17 protein-coding genes are annotated in these 19,858 nt (G+C 57.6%); 5 read left to right on the top strand and 12 right to left on the bottom strand.

Annotated elements, in window-relative coordinates; all coding sequences use genetic code 11:
• Positions 1–345: 345 nt before the first annotated feature.
• From FNL37_RS11305 to FNL37_RS11290, 4 genes are all read right to left on the bottom strand, one after another.
• Positions 346–1,518 carry an LLM class flavin-dependent oxidoreductase gene (locus FNL37_RS11305; RefSeq protein ID WP_013440957.1) on the bottom strand — a complete coding sequence of 391 codons (1,173 nt, stop codon included), beginning with the start codon at positions 1,516–1,518 and terminating at the stop codon, positions 346–348.
• Positions 1,519–1,528: 10 nt separating this feature from the next.
• Positions 1,529–2,590, bottom strand: a complete 1,062-nt coding sequence (locus FNL37_RS11300) for an LLM class flavin-dependent oxidoreductase (RefSeq protein WP_015829146.1) — start codon at positions 2,588–2,590, stop codon at positions 1,529–1,531.
• 221 nt (positions 2,591–2,811) lie between these two features.
• Positions 2,812–3,411 (bottom strand): nitroreductase family protein, encoded by a 600-nt coding sequence (locus tag FNL37_RS11295; protein ID WP_159356253.1) that lies wholly within the window; start codon positions 3,409–3,411, stop codon positions 2,812–2,814.
• 62 nt (positions 3,412–3,473) lie between these two features.
• Positions 3,474–4,166 (bottom strand): class II aldolase/adducin family protein, encoded by a 693-nt coding sequence (locus FNL37_RS11290; RefSeq protein WP_159356252.1) that lies wholly within the window; start codon positions 4,164–4,166, stop codon positions 3,474–3,476.
• A 503-nt stretch (positions 4,167–4,669) separates the two neighbouring features.
• Between FNL37_RS11290 and FNL37_RS11285 the strand changes: the two genes are divergently transcribed.
• The 5 genes from FNL37_RS11285 to FNL37_RS11265 all read left to right on the top strand — a co-directional run bounded on the left by FNL37_RS11285 (position 4,670) and on the right by FNL37_RS11265 (position 12,807).
• A complete protein-coding gene (locus FNL37_RS11285) occupies positions 4,670–7,120 on the top strand; it encodes a TonB-dependent receptor (protein ID WP_159356251.1) in 2,451 nt (816 codons plus the stop codon).
• 69 nt (positions 7,121–7,189) lie between these two features.
• Complete coding sequence (locus tag FNL37_RS11280; RefSeq protein WP_159356250.1) at positions 7,190–8,974, top strand: ABC transporter ATP-binding protein; 1,785 nt, start codon at positions 7,190–7,192, stop codon at positions 8,972–8,974.
• Positions 8,967–10,826, top strand: coding sequence for an ABC transporter ATP-binding protein (locus FNL37_RS11275; protein WP_159356249.1), 1,860 nt, complete (start codon positions 8,967–8,969; stop codon positions 10,824–10,826). The genes FNL37_RS11280 and FNL37_RS11275 overlap by 8 nt, the downstream gene beginning before the upstream one ends.
• A gap of 198 nt (positions 10,827–11,024) precedes the next feature.
• Positions 11,025–12,050, top strand: a complete 1,026-nt coding sequence (locus tag FNL37_RS11270; protein WP_015829140.1) for an ABC transporter substrate-binding protein — start codon at positions 11,025–11,027, stop codon at positions 12,048–12,050.
• 115 nt (positions 12,051–12,165) lie between these two features.
• Entirely contained in the window at positions 12,166–12,807 is a 642-nt protein-coding gene (locus FNL37_RS11265; RefSeq protein ID WP_159356248.1) for a peroxiredoxin, read from the top strand.
• Between the two features lie 65 nt (positions 12,808–12,872).
• Here the strand turns inward: FNL37_RS11265 and FNL37_RS11260 are convergent, their stop codons facing one another.
• From FNL37_RS11260 to FNL37_RS11225, 8 genes are all read right to left on the bottom strand, one after another.
• Positions 12,873–13,904, bottom strand: a complete 1,032-nt coding sequence (locus FNL37_RS11260) for an ABC transporter substrate-binding protein (protein ID WP_159356247.1) — start codon at positions 13,902–13,904, stop codon at positions 12,873–12,875.
• Positions 13,905–13,944: 40 nt separating this feature from the next.
• The gene (locus tag FNL37_RS11255) at positions 13,945–14,739 is read right to left on the bottom strand and encodes an ABC transporter permease (protein ID WP_159356246.1); all 795 of its coding nucleotides are present in this window, start codon (positions 14,737–14,739) and stop codon (positions 13,945–13,947) included.
• A gap of 13 nt (positions 14,740–14,752) precedes the next feature.
• Positions 14,753–15,559: an ABC transporter permease gene (locus FNL37_RS11250; protein ID WP_159356245.1), complete on the bottom strand. Its 807-nt coding sequence runs from the start codon at positions 15,557–15,559 to the stop codon at positions 14,753–14,755.
• A gap of 13 nt (positions 15,560–15,572) precedes the next feature.
• Positions 15,573–15,980 (bottom strand): ExbD/TolR family protein, encoded by a 408-nt coding sequence (locus FNL37_RS11245; RefSeq protein ID WP_013440940.1) that lies wholly within the window; start codon positions 15,978–15,980, stop codon positions 15,573–15,575.
• Positions 15,980–16,690 (bottom strand): MotA/TolQ/ExbB proton channel family protein, encoded by a 711-nt coding sequence (locus FNL37_RS11240; protein WP_159356244.1) that lies wholly within the window; start codon positions 16,688–16,690, stop codon positions 15,980–15,982. Before FNL37_RS11240 ends, FNL37_RS11245 begins: the two co-directional genes overlap by 1 nt.
• 68 nt (positions 16,691–16,758) lie before the next feature.
• Positions 16,759–17,610 (bottom strand): energy transducer TonB, encoded by an 852-nt coding sequence (locus FNL37_RS11235; RefSeq protein ID WP_159356243.1) that lies wholly within the window; start codon positions 17,608–17,610, stop codon positions 16,759–16,761.
• Positions 17,611–17,649: 39 nt separating this feature from the next.
• On the bottom strand, positions 17,650–18,465 hold the full coding sequence (locus FNL37_RS11230) for an ABC transporter ATP-binding protein (RefSeq protein WP_015829132.1): 816 nt from the start codon (positions 18,463–18,465) through the stop codon (positions 17,650–17,652).
• A 277-nt stretch (positions 18,466–18,742) separates the two neighbouring features.
• The gene (locus tag FNL37_RS11225) at positions 18,743–19,846 is read right to left on the bottom strand and encodes an ABC transporter substrate-binding protein (RefSeq protein WP_159356242.1); all 1,104 of its coding nucleotides are present in this window, start codon (positions 19,844–19,846) and stop codon (positions 18,743–18,745) included.
• Positions 19,847–19,858: the final 12 nt, after the last annotated feature.

Below are 19,858 nucleotides of genomic sequence, written 5' to 3'. Positions count from 1 at the left end.
GTGGCACAACGCCAGAAAAAGACGGATGCACAGATAGCGACCAAAAAAACATGATGTGTCACTCCACATGCTCACCGGGGATGGCGAGGGCTGATCTGCCTTTGCTGATTTTGCCTTCGCTTATTTACTATGATCAGACCCCGGAATACTGATCTCGTTACGCATAAAACAGAAAAATATCCCAAGCACTCAGCGAACACCACAGGTGATGACGAGATTTCATATTGCACAAGGTAAAAGTTCTGCAAATGCGGCCCGAGCACTCTTTTCTATAACGGCCGCACCCAGCAAAAAGCCCAGTCATGACTGGGCTTTTTGCTGGGGCAACTTGCCTGCTTGAGACGTTTACCCTACCGCGCGCAGTATCGAATTTCTGGCGCCATGGCCTTGCACCAGTGGCAGGACTTCTTCGCCAACGCGGTAAGCCTCTTCCAGATGTGGCGTGCTAGCGAGGATAAAGGCATCCGCCCCCAGTTTGACCAGATCATCAAGACGCTCTGCCACTTGCTCGTAGCTCCCCACGATGCCGTTGGTCTGACCACCCCGCAGCAGGCTGAAGCCGGACCAGATATTGGGATGCAGGATGAAATCACGGTAATTATCCAGCGTCTTCGGCGTGTTGTTGCGTTGGCGGTTGGCGCCAACCGAATCGCCGGTCTGCTGGGCAAAACGGGCATAGCGCTCCTTATCAGCCTCGCTCAGGTTTTCAAAGCCGCGCCGCACTTCGCGCCAGGCTTCTTCTTCCGTCGCCCGAGCCACAATATCCACCCGCACGGCGCATTTCACCTTGCGACCAAGCTTGTCGGTTTTTTCTTTTACCTTGTCGAATTTCTCCTTGAGCTGGTCAAAAGGCTCCAGCCAGGAAAGATAAAAGTCAGCGTGCTGGGAAGCCGAGACCAAGGCCGCATCCGAGGAACCGGAGAAGTAAATCTCAGGGAAATCCTGCCCGAGCAGCTGTTCCGGCAATGCCGCATTTTCCAGCTGATAGAACTTGCCGTGATGAGAGTAGCTGCCTCCCTTCCACAAGCCACGCAGCACATCCAGGAACTCGGTCGTGCGCGCATAGCGGTCATCATGCGGCGCGACATCGCCCCACCACAGTTGGGCGGGACCGCCGCCGCCGGTGATGATGTTGAACAGGGCGCGGCCATTACTCGCACGTTGCAAGCTGGCCGTCATGCGGGCCGCCGTCACCGGGTTGAGGAAGCCCGGCTGAAACGCGATCATGAAGCGGAACGTGCTGGTTTCGCGTGCCAGGAAAGACGAAATCGCCCATGGCTCATCGGTCATGGGGAATGAGGGAATCAAGCCACCATGAAAGCCGGAAATTTCGGCAGCGCGCGCCACCTCGGCAATATAGTCCAGACTGTTGAAGCCATCGCTACCGCCGCCGGCAAGGCCGCGATGCACAATGTGATCCCCCTCCTGCTGCGACCAGTCACCGCGATGGTGAAGTTTGTTGCGCAGTGAGCTGGGCTCGCCATGCGTAGGAATACGCCAGAAAATATCAATCGCCATTATCGTCTCCTTAGGCGGCCTGTTGTTGAGTTAAACCAAGGCGTGCACGCAGGGTGGGCAGCACCTGTTCGCCTATGCGGTAAGCTTCTTCCAGCGCGGGCACCGCGCCCAGCTGGAACACGGTAATACCGGCAGCGGCATAGTCCGTCAGGGTAGCAATGACCTGATCGGCATCGCCCACCAGGGTGGCGCGTGCCGCACCGGCGCCTGGCGTTTGCAAAGGCCACAGACCGGCTTGGTCTGGCAGGGCCGTTTGCCCTTGCTGCCGCGCCTGACGGGCGGCATCGTGCACGGCTTCTGCAGCGGTTTCACGTACCAGCAAATCAATGCGTAACGCTGCCTGCACCGGACGACCGGCTTTGGCAGAGAGTTCTTGCAAGCGCTCCAGATGCGGTTTCAACTCCGCCAGTGGCAGCGCTTCAAATACATGCACATCCGCCAGCTTGGCCGATACCGCAAGATCCGCCTCGGTTTGCCCAGTCAGGAATACCTGTGGTACCGCCTGGCCGGAAAGAGGCCCTTTAAAGCCACCTTCCAGCACTTCAAAGAAACGCCCCTTGAAGCTGTAGCCGGTCTCGGTGATCACATGCCGCGCCACCGTCACGAACTCTTCCGTACGTTGTGGAATATCCGCATCATCAATAAAGTCGCCATTGGCACGCCGTTCGGCCGCATCCGCAGGCGTCGCAATCTGCCAGGCAAACCGGCTGTTGCTGTAGCGTTGGTAACTCACGGCATTCTTGGCGGCATACACGGCAGAACCGCGGGCCGAATCAAAAGCCGCCAATACCTTGACGCGGCGTGTATTACGCGTCAGATAACCAGCCACGATCCAGGATTCTTCGCCTTGCGGATCGTTGGGCACCAGCAGGCCATCAAAGCCGGCTAGCTCGGCCGCTTTGCCAATCTGATGCAGATGGTCGTAATAATTGAATTGGCGGCCGCGCGGATCCGTCACGCCTGCCGTGAAATAAGGTTGGTCATCGCTACGCTCGCCGCGCAGCTTGACAGCAGCATCCGCCAAACGCCCATCTCCGCGCGTAGGCACCTGCCAGTAAAACTGGATAGTCATGTCGGTTTCCTTGTTGAAAGTTGACACTGTGGTCGACAACTGGATATTGCAGGATGCGTGCCCACCCTCACCCGCCAATAAAAACACATAAAAACCATGAACTTAGTACTGTTTTAAATTCAGCAGTGTGTGGGCAGCTGGTGCTGTGGCAACACGCCAGCTGCTGCTACAGCAACGGACTGTTGCCTGACCAACTGTCGCGTTGGGCAGGCTTCGTCACGCTAGGTAGTGGCAAAGCTGAAGCGATCTTTGGCCACGATCTCCGTCAGTGGACGACGCGGCGTGGGTTGCTCCCGGCTGCGCAAATCGTCTGGCAACCCCTCGGCGGGTCCCCTTTTCCCTACCGCGACCAGCGTTTCCAGACGATAGCCCTCCGGCACCCCCAGCAATACCTGCAGGGCAGCGCTATCGTAGCCGCCGATAGGATGAGTGCTCCAGCCGCTGGCCTCAGCCTGCAGAGCCAGATAAGCCCAGGCGGCACCCGCATCCAGTGAATGGCTATACAGAGGAGCAGGCTCACTGGCGCCAGGGCGTATATGTGTCGTCTTGGAAAGCAGGACCAGAAATGCCGAAGCCTGCGGCGCCCAGCGCCGGTTGTTCTCATTCAGGGTGTTCAGCAGCCCCTGCCAATCTGGCGAATCCGGCAGCAGATAGATAAAACGCCATGGCTGGGCATTATTGGCCGAGGGTGCCCAGCGCGCCGCCTCAAGCAGGGCCAGCAATGTCTCTTCGGAGATAGCCTCGCCGGTGAATGCGCGCGGCGACCAGCGCTGCAGAAAAACCGGTTCAATCGGATAGGTCGAACTACGGGAAATACTCATGTGTTTGCTTTCATGCTTATCAAGTGGATGGCGGGCCGGAGCGCGTACCCCCGGCCACGTGCTTAGCCAGTGATATCGGCCAGGTAGCGCCCGGTATAGGATTTGGCTTTATCCAGCAGTCCAGTACGCTGCCACTGCAACTCCAGCGCCCCCGGGGTATACAGCTGTGCGCCGCCGATCTGTTCGGCAATCGCCTGATAGCGCGCAGCCTCTTCAATAAACAGGATCAACTCCGAGGTTTTGATAATCCCCTTGCCCCAGAAATTGGCGCCGCCATTCGACTCCAGCAATGCAGGTGGTGGTGCGAGCTCAGGATGCTGATCGAGCCGCTCCTTGATAACGTCGTAAACACTGCGCGTGCGGTCCAGATGATTGGGAATCTCGCGGGCGGCCAGATGGCGGGCCGCGGCCACATACAAAATCGGAAATGGCTTGTGCGCCAGCGACCACGCCGACAGGAAATTGGTATGGGCATGGATGACGGTATCAGCGTCCAGGCGCGATTCACGCAGGATATGGTCGGGATGCTGGGCGAACTCGGTAATGGCAATGCTGGGCGACTGATCACGCGCCAGGCCGCCTGGGAAGCGGATATGCAGCAATTTGTCGTGCCCTGGCACCAGGTGGGTGACATGGTAAGTCAGGCTGGCAGACAGGGTTCCGTTGCGACTCAGCACACCAAAGGCATGAATGGCATCGGCTTTGGCATCTTCCACGTATGAAATCAGGTCAATCTCGGACAGCGGGTTAGACATGGGGTCTCCTTTACATTAAGAGGTTTTATTAATGGCGTGATAGCCAGACCTCCGATGCATTGGCAATGCTTGTGCCAGCCCATGGCATTTATATTGGGGCCATACGTCTATCTCTTATTTTTCAATCGACTAGCCTCTCCGCGTGGTCTTTTTTTCTCCATTTTCATCGGTATTCACTAGCGCCCTCTTCATGCGTTTGTGCAGCACGCAACACTTTCTCCACCACTGCTGATGCTGGAGCAACAGTCGCGATTTTTTCGTGTCCGGAGATTCCTGCAGGCACATGAAGGTCCGTTGTTGCCCTGCCAACAGTAAACGCAACAGACCCACCAGAAATTGTTGCTGCAAAAACAGCAGCAAGTGAACAAGTGCGACACGCCTGTGCATTTAAATCTTTTTACAACAATCAGTTAGCGTTAATTCCAAACAGCCATCCACCGCTGGCACAGATTCTGCGCTAGCCCATGTCGTCGTTTATTTATTTGCACTTAACAGGAAACAACATGACCATAACAACGAGCAGCCCATCAGATCAGCCGGCGCAAACGCGCTTTATCGTTAAACCTCTATTGCGTGCGTTGAGCAGCGTCTTCATTGGCAGCCTGGTCATCAGCCAGGCCTATGCCGCTGATGCCACGCCAGCCAATGACGCCTCTACGGCGCAGACCAAATCCGCCGAAGATGGCAAAAGCGACACCGGCACTACCGCAGCAGCCCAGCCAGCCACCGTGAATAGCCAGGGCGAAAGTGAAGCTTCCCTGGGCAGCGTGGTGGTGACCGCCAACAAGCGTGAAGAAACCGCACAGAAGGTGCCAACCGCCATCACCGTATTAAGCGGCAAGGAGTTGCAGGACAAAGGCATAGGCAAATCCGCAGGCGAGGTACTCAACTACGTGCCCAATGCCTCCGCCAACACCCAGTTCAATGGTCGCCCACGCTGGTGGATTCGTGGTGTGGGTTCCGGTCAGCAACAGATCGACATGGCCAGCCCGGTAGGCATCTACCTGGATGATGTCTATATCAGCAATGCCACTGCTAGTGGCTTCCCGCTGTTTGACCTCGACCGGGTTGAAGTCCTGCGCGGCCCCCAAGGCACGCTGTGGGGCAAGAACACCACTGGCGGCGCGGTCAACATCATCAGCAAAAAGCCTTCGTTCAATACGGGTGAAAATTATGTGAAGGCCGATATCGGCAACTACGGCTCGCGTATTTTTGAAGGGGCCGTCGGCGGCGAAATCGTCAGCGAGCGCGTGGCTGGCCGTTTGTCTTTCTATGATCAAAGCAGCGATGGATTCTTCCGCAACCAATTCACTGGCCAACGCGATGGCGCGATCAAGGACACCGCCGTGCGCGGTCAATTGCTGTTCCAGCTGACCGATAATCTGGAAGCCCTGCTCAATGTGCACCGTCGCGACTACACAACCGATGGCAGCATTCAGACCGTGATTGGTGCCGGCCCGGGCGGTGCTTTCCGCTTTGGTTATGTCCCCAGCACCAGCCGCAAGGATGTTAGCTCGAATGCCGAAAACAGCGGCGACTCAACCCAGAATGGCGCATCGCTGACCTTGAAATGGGATCTGGGCAAGTACTCGCTCACGTCCATTTCAGCATACGAAGATTGGGATCAGACCGTGCTGAATGATGCTGACAACAGCGCACTGGAACTCTCCCGTGGCTATACCAAGGCCGACAGCAAGCAGTATTCACAGGAATTCCGCTTCGCGTCACCACGTGAAGACCGCTGGAACTGGCTCTCGGGTGCACATTTTTTCAAGGAAGACATCAGTTCCTACAGCGCTGCCGCCCGCTTGCCTAATGGCAGCGTGCCAGCCTACATCGGCACCAGCACCAACGCTCTGAACAACTTCAGCTACACCGATTACGATCACAAGGCTTCCAGCTTCGCGCTGTTTGGCAGCACTACATATAACTGGACAGACGCCTTCAAGACCACCGTGGGCGCGCGCTGGTCGACCGAAAAGAAAGAAGTCGACATCAGCCGCCGCTCGGCCTCTGGTGCTGGCATTACCGCTGCCAGTTGGGACAACCTGGGTCAATGGTGGAATAGCTACATCGGCAGCTACAACAATCCGACTGGCCTCGTGACCAACTTCGATGCACATCAGGAAAAACGCTGGGATTCGTTTACCTACGATTTCACGCCGGAATACAAGATCAGCGACACCAGCCGCACCTTCTTCAAGTTTGCGCACGGCGAAAAGTCTGGCGGCTTTAATACGGCCGCGACAGCGACCGCTGCCCTGAACACAGTAAAACCGGAAAAGCTGAATGCCTATGAAATCGGCTACAAATCCGAATGGCTGAACGGTCGTCTGAATTTCAACACGACCTTGTTCTACTACGATTACAAGGATGTTCAGGTGAACGTGGTGGGCTTGCCTGCGGGTGCCACTACCACCGTATCGTATCTGCAGAATGCGGATAGCGCGACGGTAAAAGGCGCGGAGTTTGAAGTGGAGGCACTGCCGACCAGCAATCTGCGCCTGATCGGTAATATCGGCTTGCAATCCGGGGAGTTCGACAAACTGCAGGTACAGAACAGCACCACCAACTACGACGGCAACGATCTGGTACGTACCCCCAACCTGAATACCTTGCTGTCAGCCAACTATCGCATTCCATTGGCGAACGACAACAAGATCGTGACCAGTCTGGATTGGCGTTATACCGGTCAGCAATATTACTTTGTAAATGCACAGAACACCGCGCAGAACACCTATTACAAACTGCTGAGCCAGGAAGGCTACTCCATCGTCAATGCACGCGTAACCTGGAGCACCAAAGGTGATCGTCTGGCCATTACCGGGTACGTGAACAACCTGTTTGACAAGGAGTATCTGGCACATGCGTTGCCAGCCACGCCTGCAACCGGTTCCACCGCTATCTATGGCGCACCCCGTACTGCTGGTGTATCGCTGACACTGCGTTTCTAAACAGAGCCCCTGTAGCGGATATCCGGCCACGTGCCGGGTATCCGCTTTTTACGTTTTATGCGAGGCACTATGTCCATCTCCCCCACCCATCCGCTACTCCGCTGCCTGTGGCTATATCGCACCATGCCATGGCGCTTCAGCCTGACGGCCCTTCTGTTTTTACTGGTGAACGCCGGCATGGCCTGGCAACTCTGGCTGATCGGCCATGCCGTGCAAGCCGTGCATGACGGGACAGCCATCAAGCTCCTGCCCAATGGCCACTATGATCTTGCCGTGGCCTGGTACTGGATCGCCATTATTCTTGCTGTCGCTACCGGCCGTGGCATCCTGCAATACTTTGCCGGCGTGCTGTCGCTGATCATTGGTCAGGATCTCCTTTCGCTGCTGCGCGAGCGCATTCTGGTGCAGGTGCAGCGCCTGGACCTCGCCTACCACCTGCAGCACGGGGTAGGCGAAATGGTCACCCGCACCACGCGCGATGCCGACAAGGTGCGCGATGCGCTGATCAACTTCTGGCGCCAGGTGTTTGAGGCCAGTGTGTGGATACTGGTTTCCATCGGCCTGCTCTGCCTTTACAACGTGTGGCTGGGCCTGGGCACGCTGGCTTTCGTGCTGGCAGGTATTGCCATTTTCATTCGCCAGACCGATCAACTGGTCACGCTGGATCGCGCCGTGGGCCAGGCGTATGACCAGGTGAATCAGGAACTGAGTGAAGGCATTAACGGCGTGCGCGTGATCAAGGCGTTTGCCCTGGAATCCTCGCGCATTGGCGCTTTTGAGGGCTTCGTGCAGACCTTTGTGCGCCATGCCCACACAGCGCTGGCCTACGCGGCGGTTCATACGCCACTGCCGCAAACGCTGGTTGCGCTTTCCCAGGTCTGGATTCTGGGTTTTGGTGCCTGGCTGATCCAGCAAGGCCAGCTGGAAGTCGGTGCGCTCATTGCCTCCCTGCTGGTCGCCAATACGCTGATTTTCCGCATTGAGCCTATCGGCCGCGTGATGCAGGTATTTGCCGATGCCCGCTCTTCCGCTGGCCGCATCTGGGAGCTGCTGGACGAATCACCGACCATCGTGGGCGGTAATGACAGCATCCCCAAAGTAGCGCTCGGTTTCCGTTTGCACGATGTCACCGTACAAGCCGCCGGTGGCAACGCCATTTTGCAGCATTGCCATTTAAGCGCAGCCCCGGGGGAAATCCTGGCGCTGGTCGGCATTACCGGTTCGGGCAAAAGCACCCTGGCCGCTCTGCTGCCAAGGCTGCTGGATGCGAGCCATGGCAGTGTGGATATTGGTTCTGCATCGTCTGGGTGGCAAAACGTCCACCAGTTCCGCTTGGATGAGTTGCGGCGACGCATCCATGTCGTGCCGCAAGAAAGCTTTCTGTTTTCCGATACGCTGGAGGCCAATCTGCGCCTGGCAAGACCGCAGGCCAGCGAAGCCGAGCTGCTGGAAGCGCTGGAGCTGGCGGCCGCACGCGATGTGCTGGACTCGCTGTCGGATGGCTTGCAGACCCGCATCGGCGATCGCGGCATTACCCTATCTGGCGGGCAGCGCCAGCGCATCAGCCTGGCCCGCGCCTTCCTGGCGCATCCCAGCATCCTCATTCTGGACGATGCCACCAGCGCACTGGATGCGCTGACCGAGCGCCGCGTGCTGGATAACATTCGCCGCCTGCGCGATGCCAGCGGCCAGGCGGTGACCGTGCTGCTGATTGCCAGCAAGCTGTCCACCATTCTGCTGGCAGACCGTGTCGCCGTGCTGGACAAAGGCCGTATCGTGGCCGAAGGCCAGCACACCCATTTGCTTGAACATCATGCGGAATATCGCGAACTGGTAGGAGTCCATCATGGCTGAGTCCCTGCGCCAAGAGCGCGCCCTGAATGACATTGAGCTGGAGCAAAAGCTCGCCAAAAAGAGCCTGGACCGCAATATGTTCTGGCGTTTGTTACCGCTGCTGGCGCCGTATAAAGGCCGTATTGCCGCCATTATCGGCATTGAGGTAATACTGGTCGGCATCATCTTTTTGCGGCCATGGTTTGTTGGCCAAGTCATCGATCACGGCTTTATCCAGACCGCAAAAGGGCTAGTACTCAATACACCGCTGCTGGTATGGATGGCGCTGGGCATGGGGCTCACCTGGGCGCTGCGCTTTGCCTTCGCCGCAGTCTCGCAATACCTCGCGGGCTCGACGGCCATTCACATCCTCAACGCCCTACGCGTGCGGGTATTCCGTCATATTCAGGCGCTCAGCATCCGCTATTTTGATAGCACCAAGGCCGGTCGTATCATTTCGCGCGCCGACCGCGATGTAGATGCGCTGGAACCCCTGCTGATCCAGGGGCCGCCGGAGCTGTTGTCTGCGGTGCTGCGCCTGGTGGGCGCGGCGTTTGCCCTGTGGTGGATTTCGCCCAAGCTGCTGCTGGCCCTCGCCAGCATCACGCCATTGCTGATCCTGGGCACCTGGCTGTTCAAGCGCATTTCGGAACACAACTGGGCGCGAGTGGCCGAAGCACGCGCGCGGTTTACCGCGCACCTGGTAGAGACTGTTTCCGGCGTGCGCATCATCAAGCAAACCGTACAGGAAGACGCCAACGAAGCCCGCTACAGCGCGCTGGTGGATGACTTCAACCAGACGCTGGTCAAGGGCAATATCCGCACGGGCTGGTTCCTGCCGACCACCCAGCTGCTCAGCACCGTGGGGCAGGCGGCCCTGCTGCTCGCCGGTGGCCTGGGCATTGCCCAGCACGAAATGACAGTAGGCCAGCTCGCACAGAGTCTGTTCTATGTGCATCTTTTCCTGGGACCGCTGCAGGAGCTGAATGAGCTCCTGGAACGCTACACCTCGGGCGCCTCGTCTGCCCAGCGGATTTTTCTCATGCTGGACACCGAGCCCGAAATCAATGATCCGGCGACCCCCCGCAACCCCTTGCTGCCACGCGGCAGCGTGGAATTTCGCGATGTGGTGTTTGGCTACCAGCAGGACGGCAGCCGCCCGGTGATTCGTCACCTCAACCTGCAGGTGGCGGCAGGCGAAGTGCTGGCCATCGTCGGCCCAACCGGCCATGGCAAGAGTACGCTGGTGCAGTTGCTGACGCGCTTTTACGAAGTGCAGGGCGGCGCCGTGCTGCTGGATGATGTGGATGTGCGGGAGTATCCGCAACAAGTGCTACGCCGCAAAGTCGGGGTCGTGCTGCAGGATAACGTGCTGTTTTCCGGCAGCGTGTTGCACAACCTGCGGCTGGCGGCGCCTGATTTCAGCGATGAAGAGCTGATTCGCGCCGCACGCGATCTCGGCGCCGACGAGGTACTGGAACGGCTGCCACAGGGTTACCAGACCGAAGTCGGGCCGCTCGGGACCTTCCTCAGCCACGGTCAGCGTCAGCTGGTGTGCCTGGTACGTGCTTATCTCGGCAACCCATCGGTATTGGTGCTGGATGAAGCCACCTCGGCAGTGGATATTCATACCGAACGCCGCGTGCAGGTGGCTTTCCGTCGCCTGTGCGAAGGCCGCACCGCCATCGTCATTGCCCACCGGCTCGCCACGATTCGCGATGCCGACCGCATTGCCGTGATCTGGCATGGCGAAGTGAAGGAGATCGGCAACCACACCACCCTCATCGCCAAGGGTGGCGCCTACAGCCAGCTGTACAAGGCGTATGAAGAAGCCTCCGTGCCCGAGCCTGACAGCTTGCGCTCTGTTGCCTAGGAAGCAGAACTGCCATGCCGCCTGTTGACTGCGAGTCACTGCAACAGCGGCATGCGCTGACCATTCAAACCAAGCTATTGATTTAAATGGCTAATATTTTTTCGGCAGGCCTGTCACGTGCTGGTATGGATACTGCAAATACCTGTCACGCATTTAAATTGATCTTTTAACTACGCATCTTTATCACGAGGAGCTCTCATGTCTGTTACCGCTATCGATAGCATCTGGTACACACGCTGCCCAGTGCCTACCCCTTTGGGTTTGGCCGCGCGTGAAAACTGGTTTGCCCAGGAATTCGCCCCCGACCACATCACCATCAAAACCCTGCAGGAAGTGACAGACGCCGATTTGCGCGAGTCTCACTACGACCATCGCCTGCCGCACTCCTTCCGCCAGGGCGGCAGCGTGCCTGCCATCTGGGCACGTGCCAATGGCACCGACACCCGCGTCATCGGCCTTAACTGGGTGGATGAAGCGCAACTGGTGGTTACCCTGCCCACCTCCGGCATCACCAGCGTGGCTGAGCTGAAAGGCAAGCGCATTGCACTGCCACTGAACGACATCAGCATCGACCACCAACGCGCCAGCGCGCTGCGCGGCATTGTCGTCTCGCTTGAAGCTGCAGGCCTCAGCGCCGACGATATCCAGTTTGTAGACCTGCCCGTGCCACAGGGCGGCGCCGGTGTGGGCTGGACCTCCAGCCACACGCCCTATGCCACCGAGTTTGAAGCCCTGAAAGCCGGCAAGGTCGATGCCATTTACGTCAAAGGCGCGCGCGGCGTAGAAGAAGCCCACAAGCATGGCGTCACCACGCTCTATGATGTACGCAACCATCCTGATCCTATCGCCCGTGCCAACAACAGCGCGCCACGTCCGATTACCGTCGACAACGCCCTGTTGCAAGAGCGCCCCGACCTGGTAGTGCGTTTCCTGAGCAAGATTCTGGATGTGGCCGACTGGGCTGCCGCACATGAAGCCGACACCGTAAGCTACATCGCCAAGGAATCGCACTCCACGGACGAGTGGGTACGCAAAGCCTATGGCAACGACATCCATCTCAAGCAAGGTACTTCGCTGGACGATCTCTCCATTGCCGGCCTCAGTGCCTACAAGGATTTCCTGTTCAAATGGGGCTACCTCAAGGCTGACTTTGACGTGGCAGACTGGATCGCGCCTGGTCCGCTGGATGAGCTGTTGCGCACCCGCAAGCAGAAAGCCGCATGATCACGGCTCAGCTTGATCGCGGTACCAGATCGAATTACTGTCATTAATTCGTTCCATTCACTAGCCCGCGCTGGCCTGATGGCCGGTGTGGGCTATTCTCGTCAAGGAGGTATACATGGCTTCTCTCAAATTGGGCGACACCGCCCCCGACTTTACCCAGGATTCCAGCATCGGCCCCATCTCATTCCACGAATGGCTGGGCGACAGCTGGGGTATTCTCTTTTCGCACCCGGCCGATTACACGCCAGTGTGCACCACCGAACTCGGTGCCACCGCCAAGCTCGCCGACGAATTCAAAAAGCGCAATGTCAAAGTGCTCGCGCTTTCCGTTGACCCGGTAGCGTCTCACCATGGCTGGATCAAGGACATCAACGAAACCCAGGGCACCACGGTCAACTTCCCTATCCTGGCCGACGCCGATCGCAAGGTCTCTACCCTGTACGACCTGATCCACCCCAATGCCAGCGCCACCACCACCGTGCGCTCGGTATTCGTTATCGACCCGCACAAAAAGGTCCGCCTCACCATCACCTACCCCGCCAGCACGGGCCGCAACTTTGATGAAATCCTGCGCGTGATCGATTCGCTGCAACTGACCGAATACCACAGCGTGGCAACCCCCGCTAACTGGAAAGACGGCGAAGACGTCGTGATCGTGCCTTCGCTCACCGATCCGGATATCCTCAAAGCCAAGTTCCCCAAAGGTTTCAAAACCGTCAGACCTTATCTGCGCCTGACACCACAGCCCAACAAGTAATACAAGCCATTACCCAATAAAAAAGCCTGCATTTGCAGGCTTTTTTATTACGAAGGTTCTGCACATCAGGCAATCCTTCGTACATTGTCATGCGCCCGCTCCAGCGGCAGGGGGTCAATCCAGACAGCGATGTCGATATCCTGTTCGATGAAGTGATGCTCCAGCAGGAACTGCTTGGCGATGGTGAGGCCGTCGATGGCTTGCTGGTTCAGCGTGATCACCAGATTCTGGTGAAAGTCAGGCCCCAGTACTTTATCAAGCCAGGCTTCCGACCAGCCGGTTTCATGGCCGATCAGGCGCAGGCTTTCTTCGCGGTTCTTTTTTGCCCACAGGCCGGCAGTCACGACTTGCCGTAAAAAACGCTCCACCACATCCGGATGCTGGGCAATGGTGTCGGCATTGACGGTGAGGGGCCGCGGCGCACAGTTGCTGATGCGAATATACGGGTCAGGATGAAAGCCGAGGTCGAACACAATATGCGCGCCCAGCAGATGGGTGATTTCGGCGCCGCGCACGTCCTTGACGTAAATCGCATCCACTTCGCCGCGCACCAGGGCATACACCTCGTTGACATAGCCGTGTCGCGCATGGCCCCAGCCACCGGGCCGATCAATATCATTCACGGTGATATAAGCCGAATCGGGCAGCTCAACCACTTCAATATCGCGCAGACCGAGACCCGCCTGTTCCAGCGCCACATAAAAAGCCCGCAGCGCGGCAGCGCGGTTGTAGTCGCTGGCGATCTGGTGGATGGGAATACCAACCTTGCGGTCCTTGAGATCATGCGCCGTGCGTATGCCGGAACCGGGCAGCGTGATGATGGCCTGATATTCGTCAGTCCAGCTGATGCCGATCACCCGGGTGTCGCTGCCATTGGCCTTGGCCCAGATGGCGGGGGTATTGCCGCCCTGCCGAAAGAGATTGGGCAGCCGGTGGTCAAAGTGCGAGACCAGGTCAGAGGGTTTGTCTGACTCGATCAGGGAACGAAGAGCAATATCCCCGGCAAATTCCCGCTCCAGCAGGCCCAGTTGTATCGCCAACCCCAATGGCGTCGGAACAGGGGAGCGGGTGTAGGTAAACTCGGTGGTGTGTGTCATGGTGAATTATTGTTGTTATGGTGCTGTTGTTAAGGGCTTGTTACTCGTTAGCGACTTTGCGCCAGCGGAAAAGATGGGCTGTGATGCGATACAGCACAAAAGTCAGCAGATAACCGACCACGCCGATCAGTATGGTCACGACCACCAAGATATCCATGCGCGAGGCCATTTCGGCATTCATCATCAGATTGCCCAGTCCAGCCCCGGCATTGAACAGAATCTCGCTGCCGATAGTAGACAGCCATGCCATGGCCAACGCGAACGAAACGCCGGTAAAAATATTGGGCAAAGCAGCGGGCAGCAGGATATGCCGGAACTGCTGGACTCGGCTCAACCTGAGCACATTACCCACTTCTAGAAATTTGCCATCCACTTGGCGCAGGCTTTCATAAGTGGCCAGCACCAGCGGGAAAAACGCCGACAGGCACACGATAAACAGCTTGGCGGTATCGCCATTGCCCAGCCACAGGCTGAATACCGGCACCAGCCCCATCAGTGGCACCTGACGCAGGATATGGTAAAGCGGCCCCACCGAGGTATCGACGATGCGGGAACTGGCCATGGAAACCCCCAGCACCAGGCCAAACGAACCACCGATGGCGAGCCCGGTCAGCGCCCGCTGCAAACTCGCCGCCAGATTGACCTGCAGGTCACCACTGGCGATCAGCTCCCGCAGGGCTTCCTGCATTTGCGACAGCGACGAAAAAGCATAGGCAAACGAGGCGCCGCGAGTGGACATATATTGCCAGCCCAGGAGCAGCAGTATTGGCAGGATAAGGCCGACCGCGCGACGGCCCAGGCCTATCCGGGAAAACAAAGAAGAAATTGAACGCATGACTACCTACTCCTCAGGCGACGCGCCAGCGCACCAGATGGGCTTCGCCCCATTTAAAACTGCGATCTATGCAAAAACCGATCACGCCTGTCAGCACGACGCCGACCAGCACAATATCCAGGCGGAACATATCGCGCCCCATCTGCATCATCTGCCCAAGGCCACTATCCGCCACCAGCAGCTCGGCCGCCACCAGCACGGTCCATGAGCGGGCAAACGCAATGCGCAACCCCGTCAGCACCGGCGGGAAAATCGCCGGGATAATGACTTTGCCATAGAGTGTGGTCCAGGGCAGCTTGTATACCCGCGCCACTTCCAGGTAGTTAACAGAGACACCACGGGTAGCTTCATAGGCAGCCAGTGCCACCGTGAAGAACGAGGCCTTGATGACAATGGCAATCTTGAAGCTTTCATCCACCCCTAGCAGCAGGATGAAAATCGGGATCAGCGCGATGGTGGGAATCTGGCGTATGCCATGAAACAGCGGAGCGCACAGCGCCCCCACGTTTTTGGACAAGGCCATCAGGATGCCAAACAGCAGCCCGGCCGATGCCCCCAGGCTGTAACCAAAAGCCAACCGCGACAGGCTTTTGCTGAGATGCTCCTGCAACTCACCGGATGCCAGCAGCTCCTGAAAGGTACTGGCGACTTCCAGTGGCGATGCCAGCAGCTGCGGGGAAATGAGCTGCAGGTGACTGACCCAGCCCCATAGCAGCACCAGCAGGACGGGCGATACAAACGCTGCCAGCTTGAGCTTGCGATAATGCACGCGCCCGGCCACACGATTAAGGCCAATGGCGGCCCGAATACCGATACTCATCTGCCTGCGCCCGCTATTCTGCGTTGGTTAATACAGCAAGCCGGGTAATGCCTGCCCGCTCAATCGCGGCCATGACCTTGGCCACCGTGCCGTAATTCACCGACTCGTCCGAGCTCAGGTGCAAGCTCAGGTCTGGGTCGGCAGCGTGCAATGCTTTCAGCTCGCGCTCGACATCAGCCACCGCCAGCTCGCGCTTGTCGATAAACACCTTGCCCTGGGCATCCACACTCAGGCTCACGGCTTTTTTCTGCTCGGCAGGCTGGGTCGGCGCGGTTTTCGGCAGATTGACCGTAATCGCGTTATTCAGCACGGGAATGGTGACGATAAAAGCCACCAGCAACACCAGCATCACATCCACCAGCGGTGTGATGTTGATTTCGCTCAATACCTCATCGGCGTCGTTACTTGTAGAGAATGCCATTATGCGAATGCCTCTTTCTTGATATTGACCACGGACGATGCCACGTCGGGCTTGTTGCTGTTGCGGAACGATACCTTGCGTGACAGGTTGATGAGGTCAGCGGCGAAATCATCCAGATCGCCACTTGCAAGCTTCAGGCGGCGGGTAAAGAAGTTATAGGCCAGCACGGCAGGCACGGCGACCGCAATACCCAGGCCCGTAGCAACCAGTGCTTCACCGATAGGGCCGGCCACCACTTCCAGGCTGGCGGTGCCAAGACGACCGATATCGGTCAGCGCGTGCATGATGCCCCACACCGTGCCAAACAGGCCGACGAACGGTGAGGTGCTGCCAATGCTGGCGAGGATGGCCAGACCGCTTTCCAGGCTGCGACGCTCTTTCAGGATCTGCTGGCGCAAGGACCGCTCCAGCAAGTCCTGACGCTCGCCGCTGTGCTCCAGGTCATGCTGCCTTGGGGTATCGGCATCGCGCAGGGCATTGAAACCTGCCTGTGCCACGCGGGCAGCTGGGCCTTTGAAGTCGTTGATTTCCGCCGCGGAGAGTAAATCCGGCGCCGCCCAGAATGCCTTCTTGTAACGTTTGTTCTGATAGCCGGCGCGGAAATTCTGTACGCCTTTCACCGCCAGCAGCGTCCAAGTGACCACAGAAAATGCGACCAGTGTCCAAAGCACACTATCGACGATGAGGGAGGTTGATGAACTGATTGCCATAATGATTTCCTTAACTTAACAATATTTAATTTAGCGATATTTAATAAATGCGTAACCTGGCGACCAACTTACTTGGCCAGCCGGAATTCGATAGGCACGGTGGCCCAACCATCCACCGGGGTGCTACCGCGCTTGGCGGGGGCAAATACCCAGTTTTTGACGACTTCGAGGGCCGCTTCATCCAGTGTCTTGCGACCGCTGGATTGCTTCACCTCCACAGCACCCGGCTTGCCGCTTGCCAATACGCGCACACGCAGAATGACCTTGCCCTCCCAGCCTTGACGCTGGGCAAACGCGGGATACTCAGGTGGCGGATTGTTCAGATAACCGGCATAGCCCACGGCCTCGGTCAGTGGCTCTTCCTTGGGCGCGGGTGGTGCAGGCGGTGGCATAGGCACGGCCTGCACAGGCTCAGGTGTATGCTGCACCGTGGTGTTTTCCTGCACGGTCATGTCGCTGGGTTTGATATCCGGCTCAGCAGGCGCCGTCTTCAATGCCTGAACTGGCTTGGCGGGCTGCGGTTTGCGCTCGACCTTGGGTGGCGGTGGCGGAGGTGGCGGCTCGATTTTCTTTTCAGGCTCAATCTTGGGCGCTGGCTTGATAAATTCGATCACGACCTCTTTGGGGGCAGGCGGCTTTGGCGGCACGCGTTGTGATTCCAGATAGGCCGAAATACCGACAATGTGCGCAATCACCACCAGCGCCACGATGCCGCTGTTGCGTTGTGTCATCCACTTGCTTGAGCTTTCCAGCTGCTCCAGGGCACGATTGCGGTAGAGCCCGAAACGCTCGCCGCCATCCGAGACGGCACGCGCCACAGCGTCTTTAAGAACCGATAAATTTTCTTCTATGTCCGGCAACGCGCCGAGCTTTGTGTAACCTGACGGGTAACTCGGCTGAGAATTCGAAAGACTAGACATGACCTTTCTCCTTTCGATAAGTAATGGGTGGATTGCGCATCAAATAAAATCGCTCAATACATCATCGCGTATGCGTTGAAACTCGCTCGCCGAGCGTATGCGCGGACGTGGCAGCTTCACCGGGACAATGCGTTTTATACGGCCAGGGTGTGATGTCATCACCACAATGCGGTCGCCCAGGAACACGGCTTCTTCCACATCATGGGTGACCAGCACCGTAGTTAATCCTTCTTGCTCCCACAGGCGCTGCAGTTCGTGTTGCAGCTTCATGCGGGTCAGCACGTCCAGCGCGCCAAATGGCTCATCTAGCAACAAGAGCTGGGGCCGCAACACCAACGCGCGGGCGATGGCAACACGTTGTGACATGCCGCCTGAAATCTGGTGGGGATAGGCTTTCTCGAAGCCGGTCAGCCCCACGGTGGCAATCTGCGCCTTGACGCGGGCATGGCGCTCTTCCTGCGAAACATTGGTCGCCGAAAACGCCAGCAGAATGTTTTCTTCCACGGTCAGCCAGGGGAACAGGCGATGCTCCTGAAACACAATGCTGCGATCGAGCGACGTACCGGAGATACGCTGGCCCTGATACACGATATTGCCCTGGTACTGCGCATCCAGGCCGGTAATCAGGCGCAGCAGCGTGGATTTGCCGCAACCACTGGCGCCGACGATGGAGACAAACTCGCCAGAACGGATATCCAGCTGGATATCATCCAGCACCTTGAGCGGCTCGCCATGCAGGAGGTAGCTTTTGGATACATGATCCAGCTGTAGCGCATACGACGCAGGCTGCTGCTCTGCCTCATCTTTTGGCTCTTCACTCCGCCTGAAATCGATTACTGCCCTTGTCACTGCCATGCCTGCCAACCTCTTTTTCAATGCCGCATCGTATTGCGACCTAATGTCTGTTTACCCATGACTGTTTATTCCAAAACAGCATGAGCATGAATGTCTATATGACTATGCAAGGCATATGCCAGCCATGGGTATGTATTTTTTATTGTTTATTTTCAGCTATTTAAAAAAACCACCCATCCCATAAAAAAATCAACTGTTGCTCAGGCAACAGCAAATACGGCGGCTTTTGTTTCCCCTGCAACAGCCATGAAAAAAGCCGTCTTGCGACGGCTTCTTGCTAGTTCCTGGCTTGAGCCACATTCACCGGAGGCGGCGCAGAGCGCGCCACCCAATAGTGCTCTATCCCCAGATCCTTGAGTGCCTGATTCACAAAACGCGGGTTCAGCAGTTGCTGGACACTGACATCATTGCGGATCAAGCCCGAGCTTTTGGCGTAGGCAGCCAGGCGTTGATAATGGGCGGTGAGAACGCCGTCATACACGGGCGACCAGCGATCTTTCCATGGCACGGCATCGCTTTCGTAATCTCGGCGAACCACCGACTCCGGCTGCACCTGGCTCAGGTAGTCCTTGATGTATTTATCGCGATTGGCTTCCTGCGATGCCCAATAGCTGGTTTTGACATAAGCATTCACCACCAGCTGGGTAATTTCCGGGTATTTGTTCACAAAATCGTTGGTCGCCCAGATACCGCCACGCAGCTTCTGATCCGTGAGCGAGGTCTTGGTGGACCAGATAATGCGACCGACGCCCTTATCCTGCAGGTTGTAGGCATCATTCAGGCTGAAAAAGCCATCTACCGTACCGCTGGCAAGCGCAGCGGCGCCGACTTGCGGATTGACGTTCACAATCTTGAAATCCTTGAGGGTCAGCCCTTGCGAAGCGGCAAGGCTGGCAAAGGTGGCTTCCCATGGGCGGCCACGATGCAAGGCAATGCGTTTGCCCTTGAGATCAAGAATGCTCTTGGCCGTGGAGTTGGCAGGCACCACCAGATAGGAGTTGCCATTGCTGCCCCAGGGCGCCACCAGTTGAACAACCGGCTTGGCCGCATTGAGGATAATCGGTGGCAAATCGCCATAGGCGGCAAAATCAATGGTGCCGTTGGCAAAGGCTTCATTGATGATAGGACCGACCCCGGAGTGCGAGGCTGGCACCCACTCCAGTTTGATGCCTTTTTTGGCCAGGCTTTGTTCAAGGCCGCCTTCATTGTTGACCGCATCCACGCCCATGTAGGACGTCTTGCCTGCCAGGTTATAAGCCACCACGGCAATGCGCACCACCTTCGGTGCTTCTTCTGCCACGGCCTGCTGGGCGACAAACGCCCAGAATGCCGCCACACTTGCTGCCAGTATCGCCAGGCGATACACCACATTCACTTTCATTACCTGCTCCTT

This window comes from Methylovorus glucosotrophus, from assembly GCF_009858335.1.
In the GTDB taxonomy this organism is placed as follows: Bacteria; Pseudomonadota; Gammaproteobacteria; order Burkholderiales; family Methylophilaceae; genus Methylovorus; species Methylovorus glucosotrophus.
Note: the sequence above shows the minus strand (reverse complement) of the source record. Positions and strands in the feature narration are given on the sequence as shown.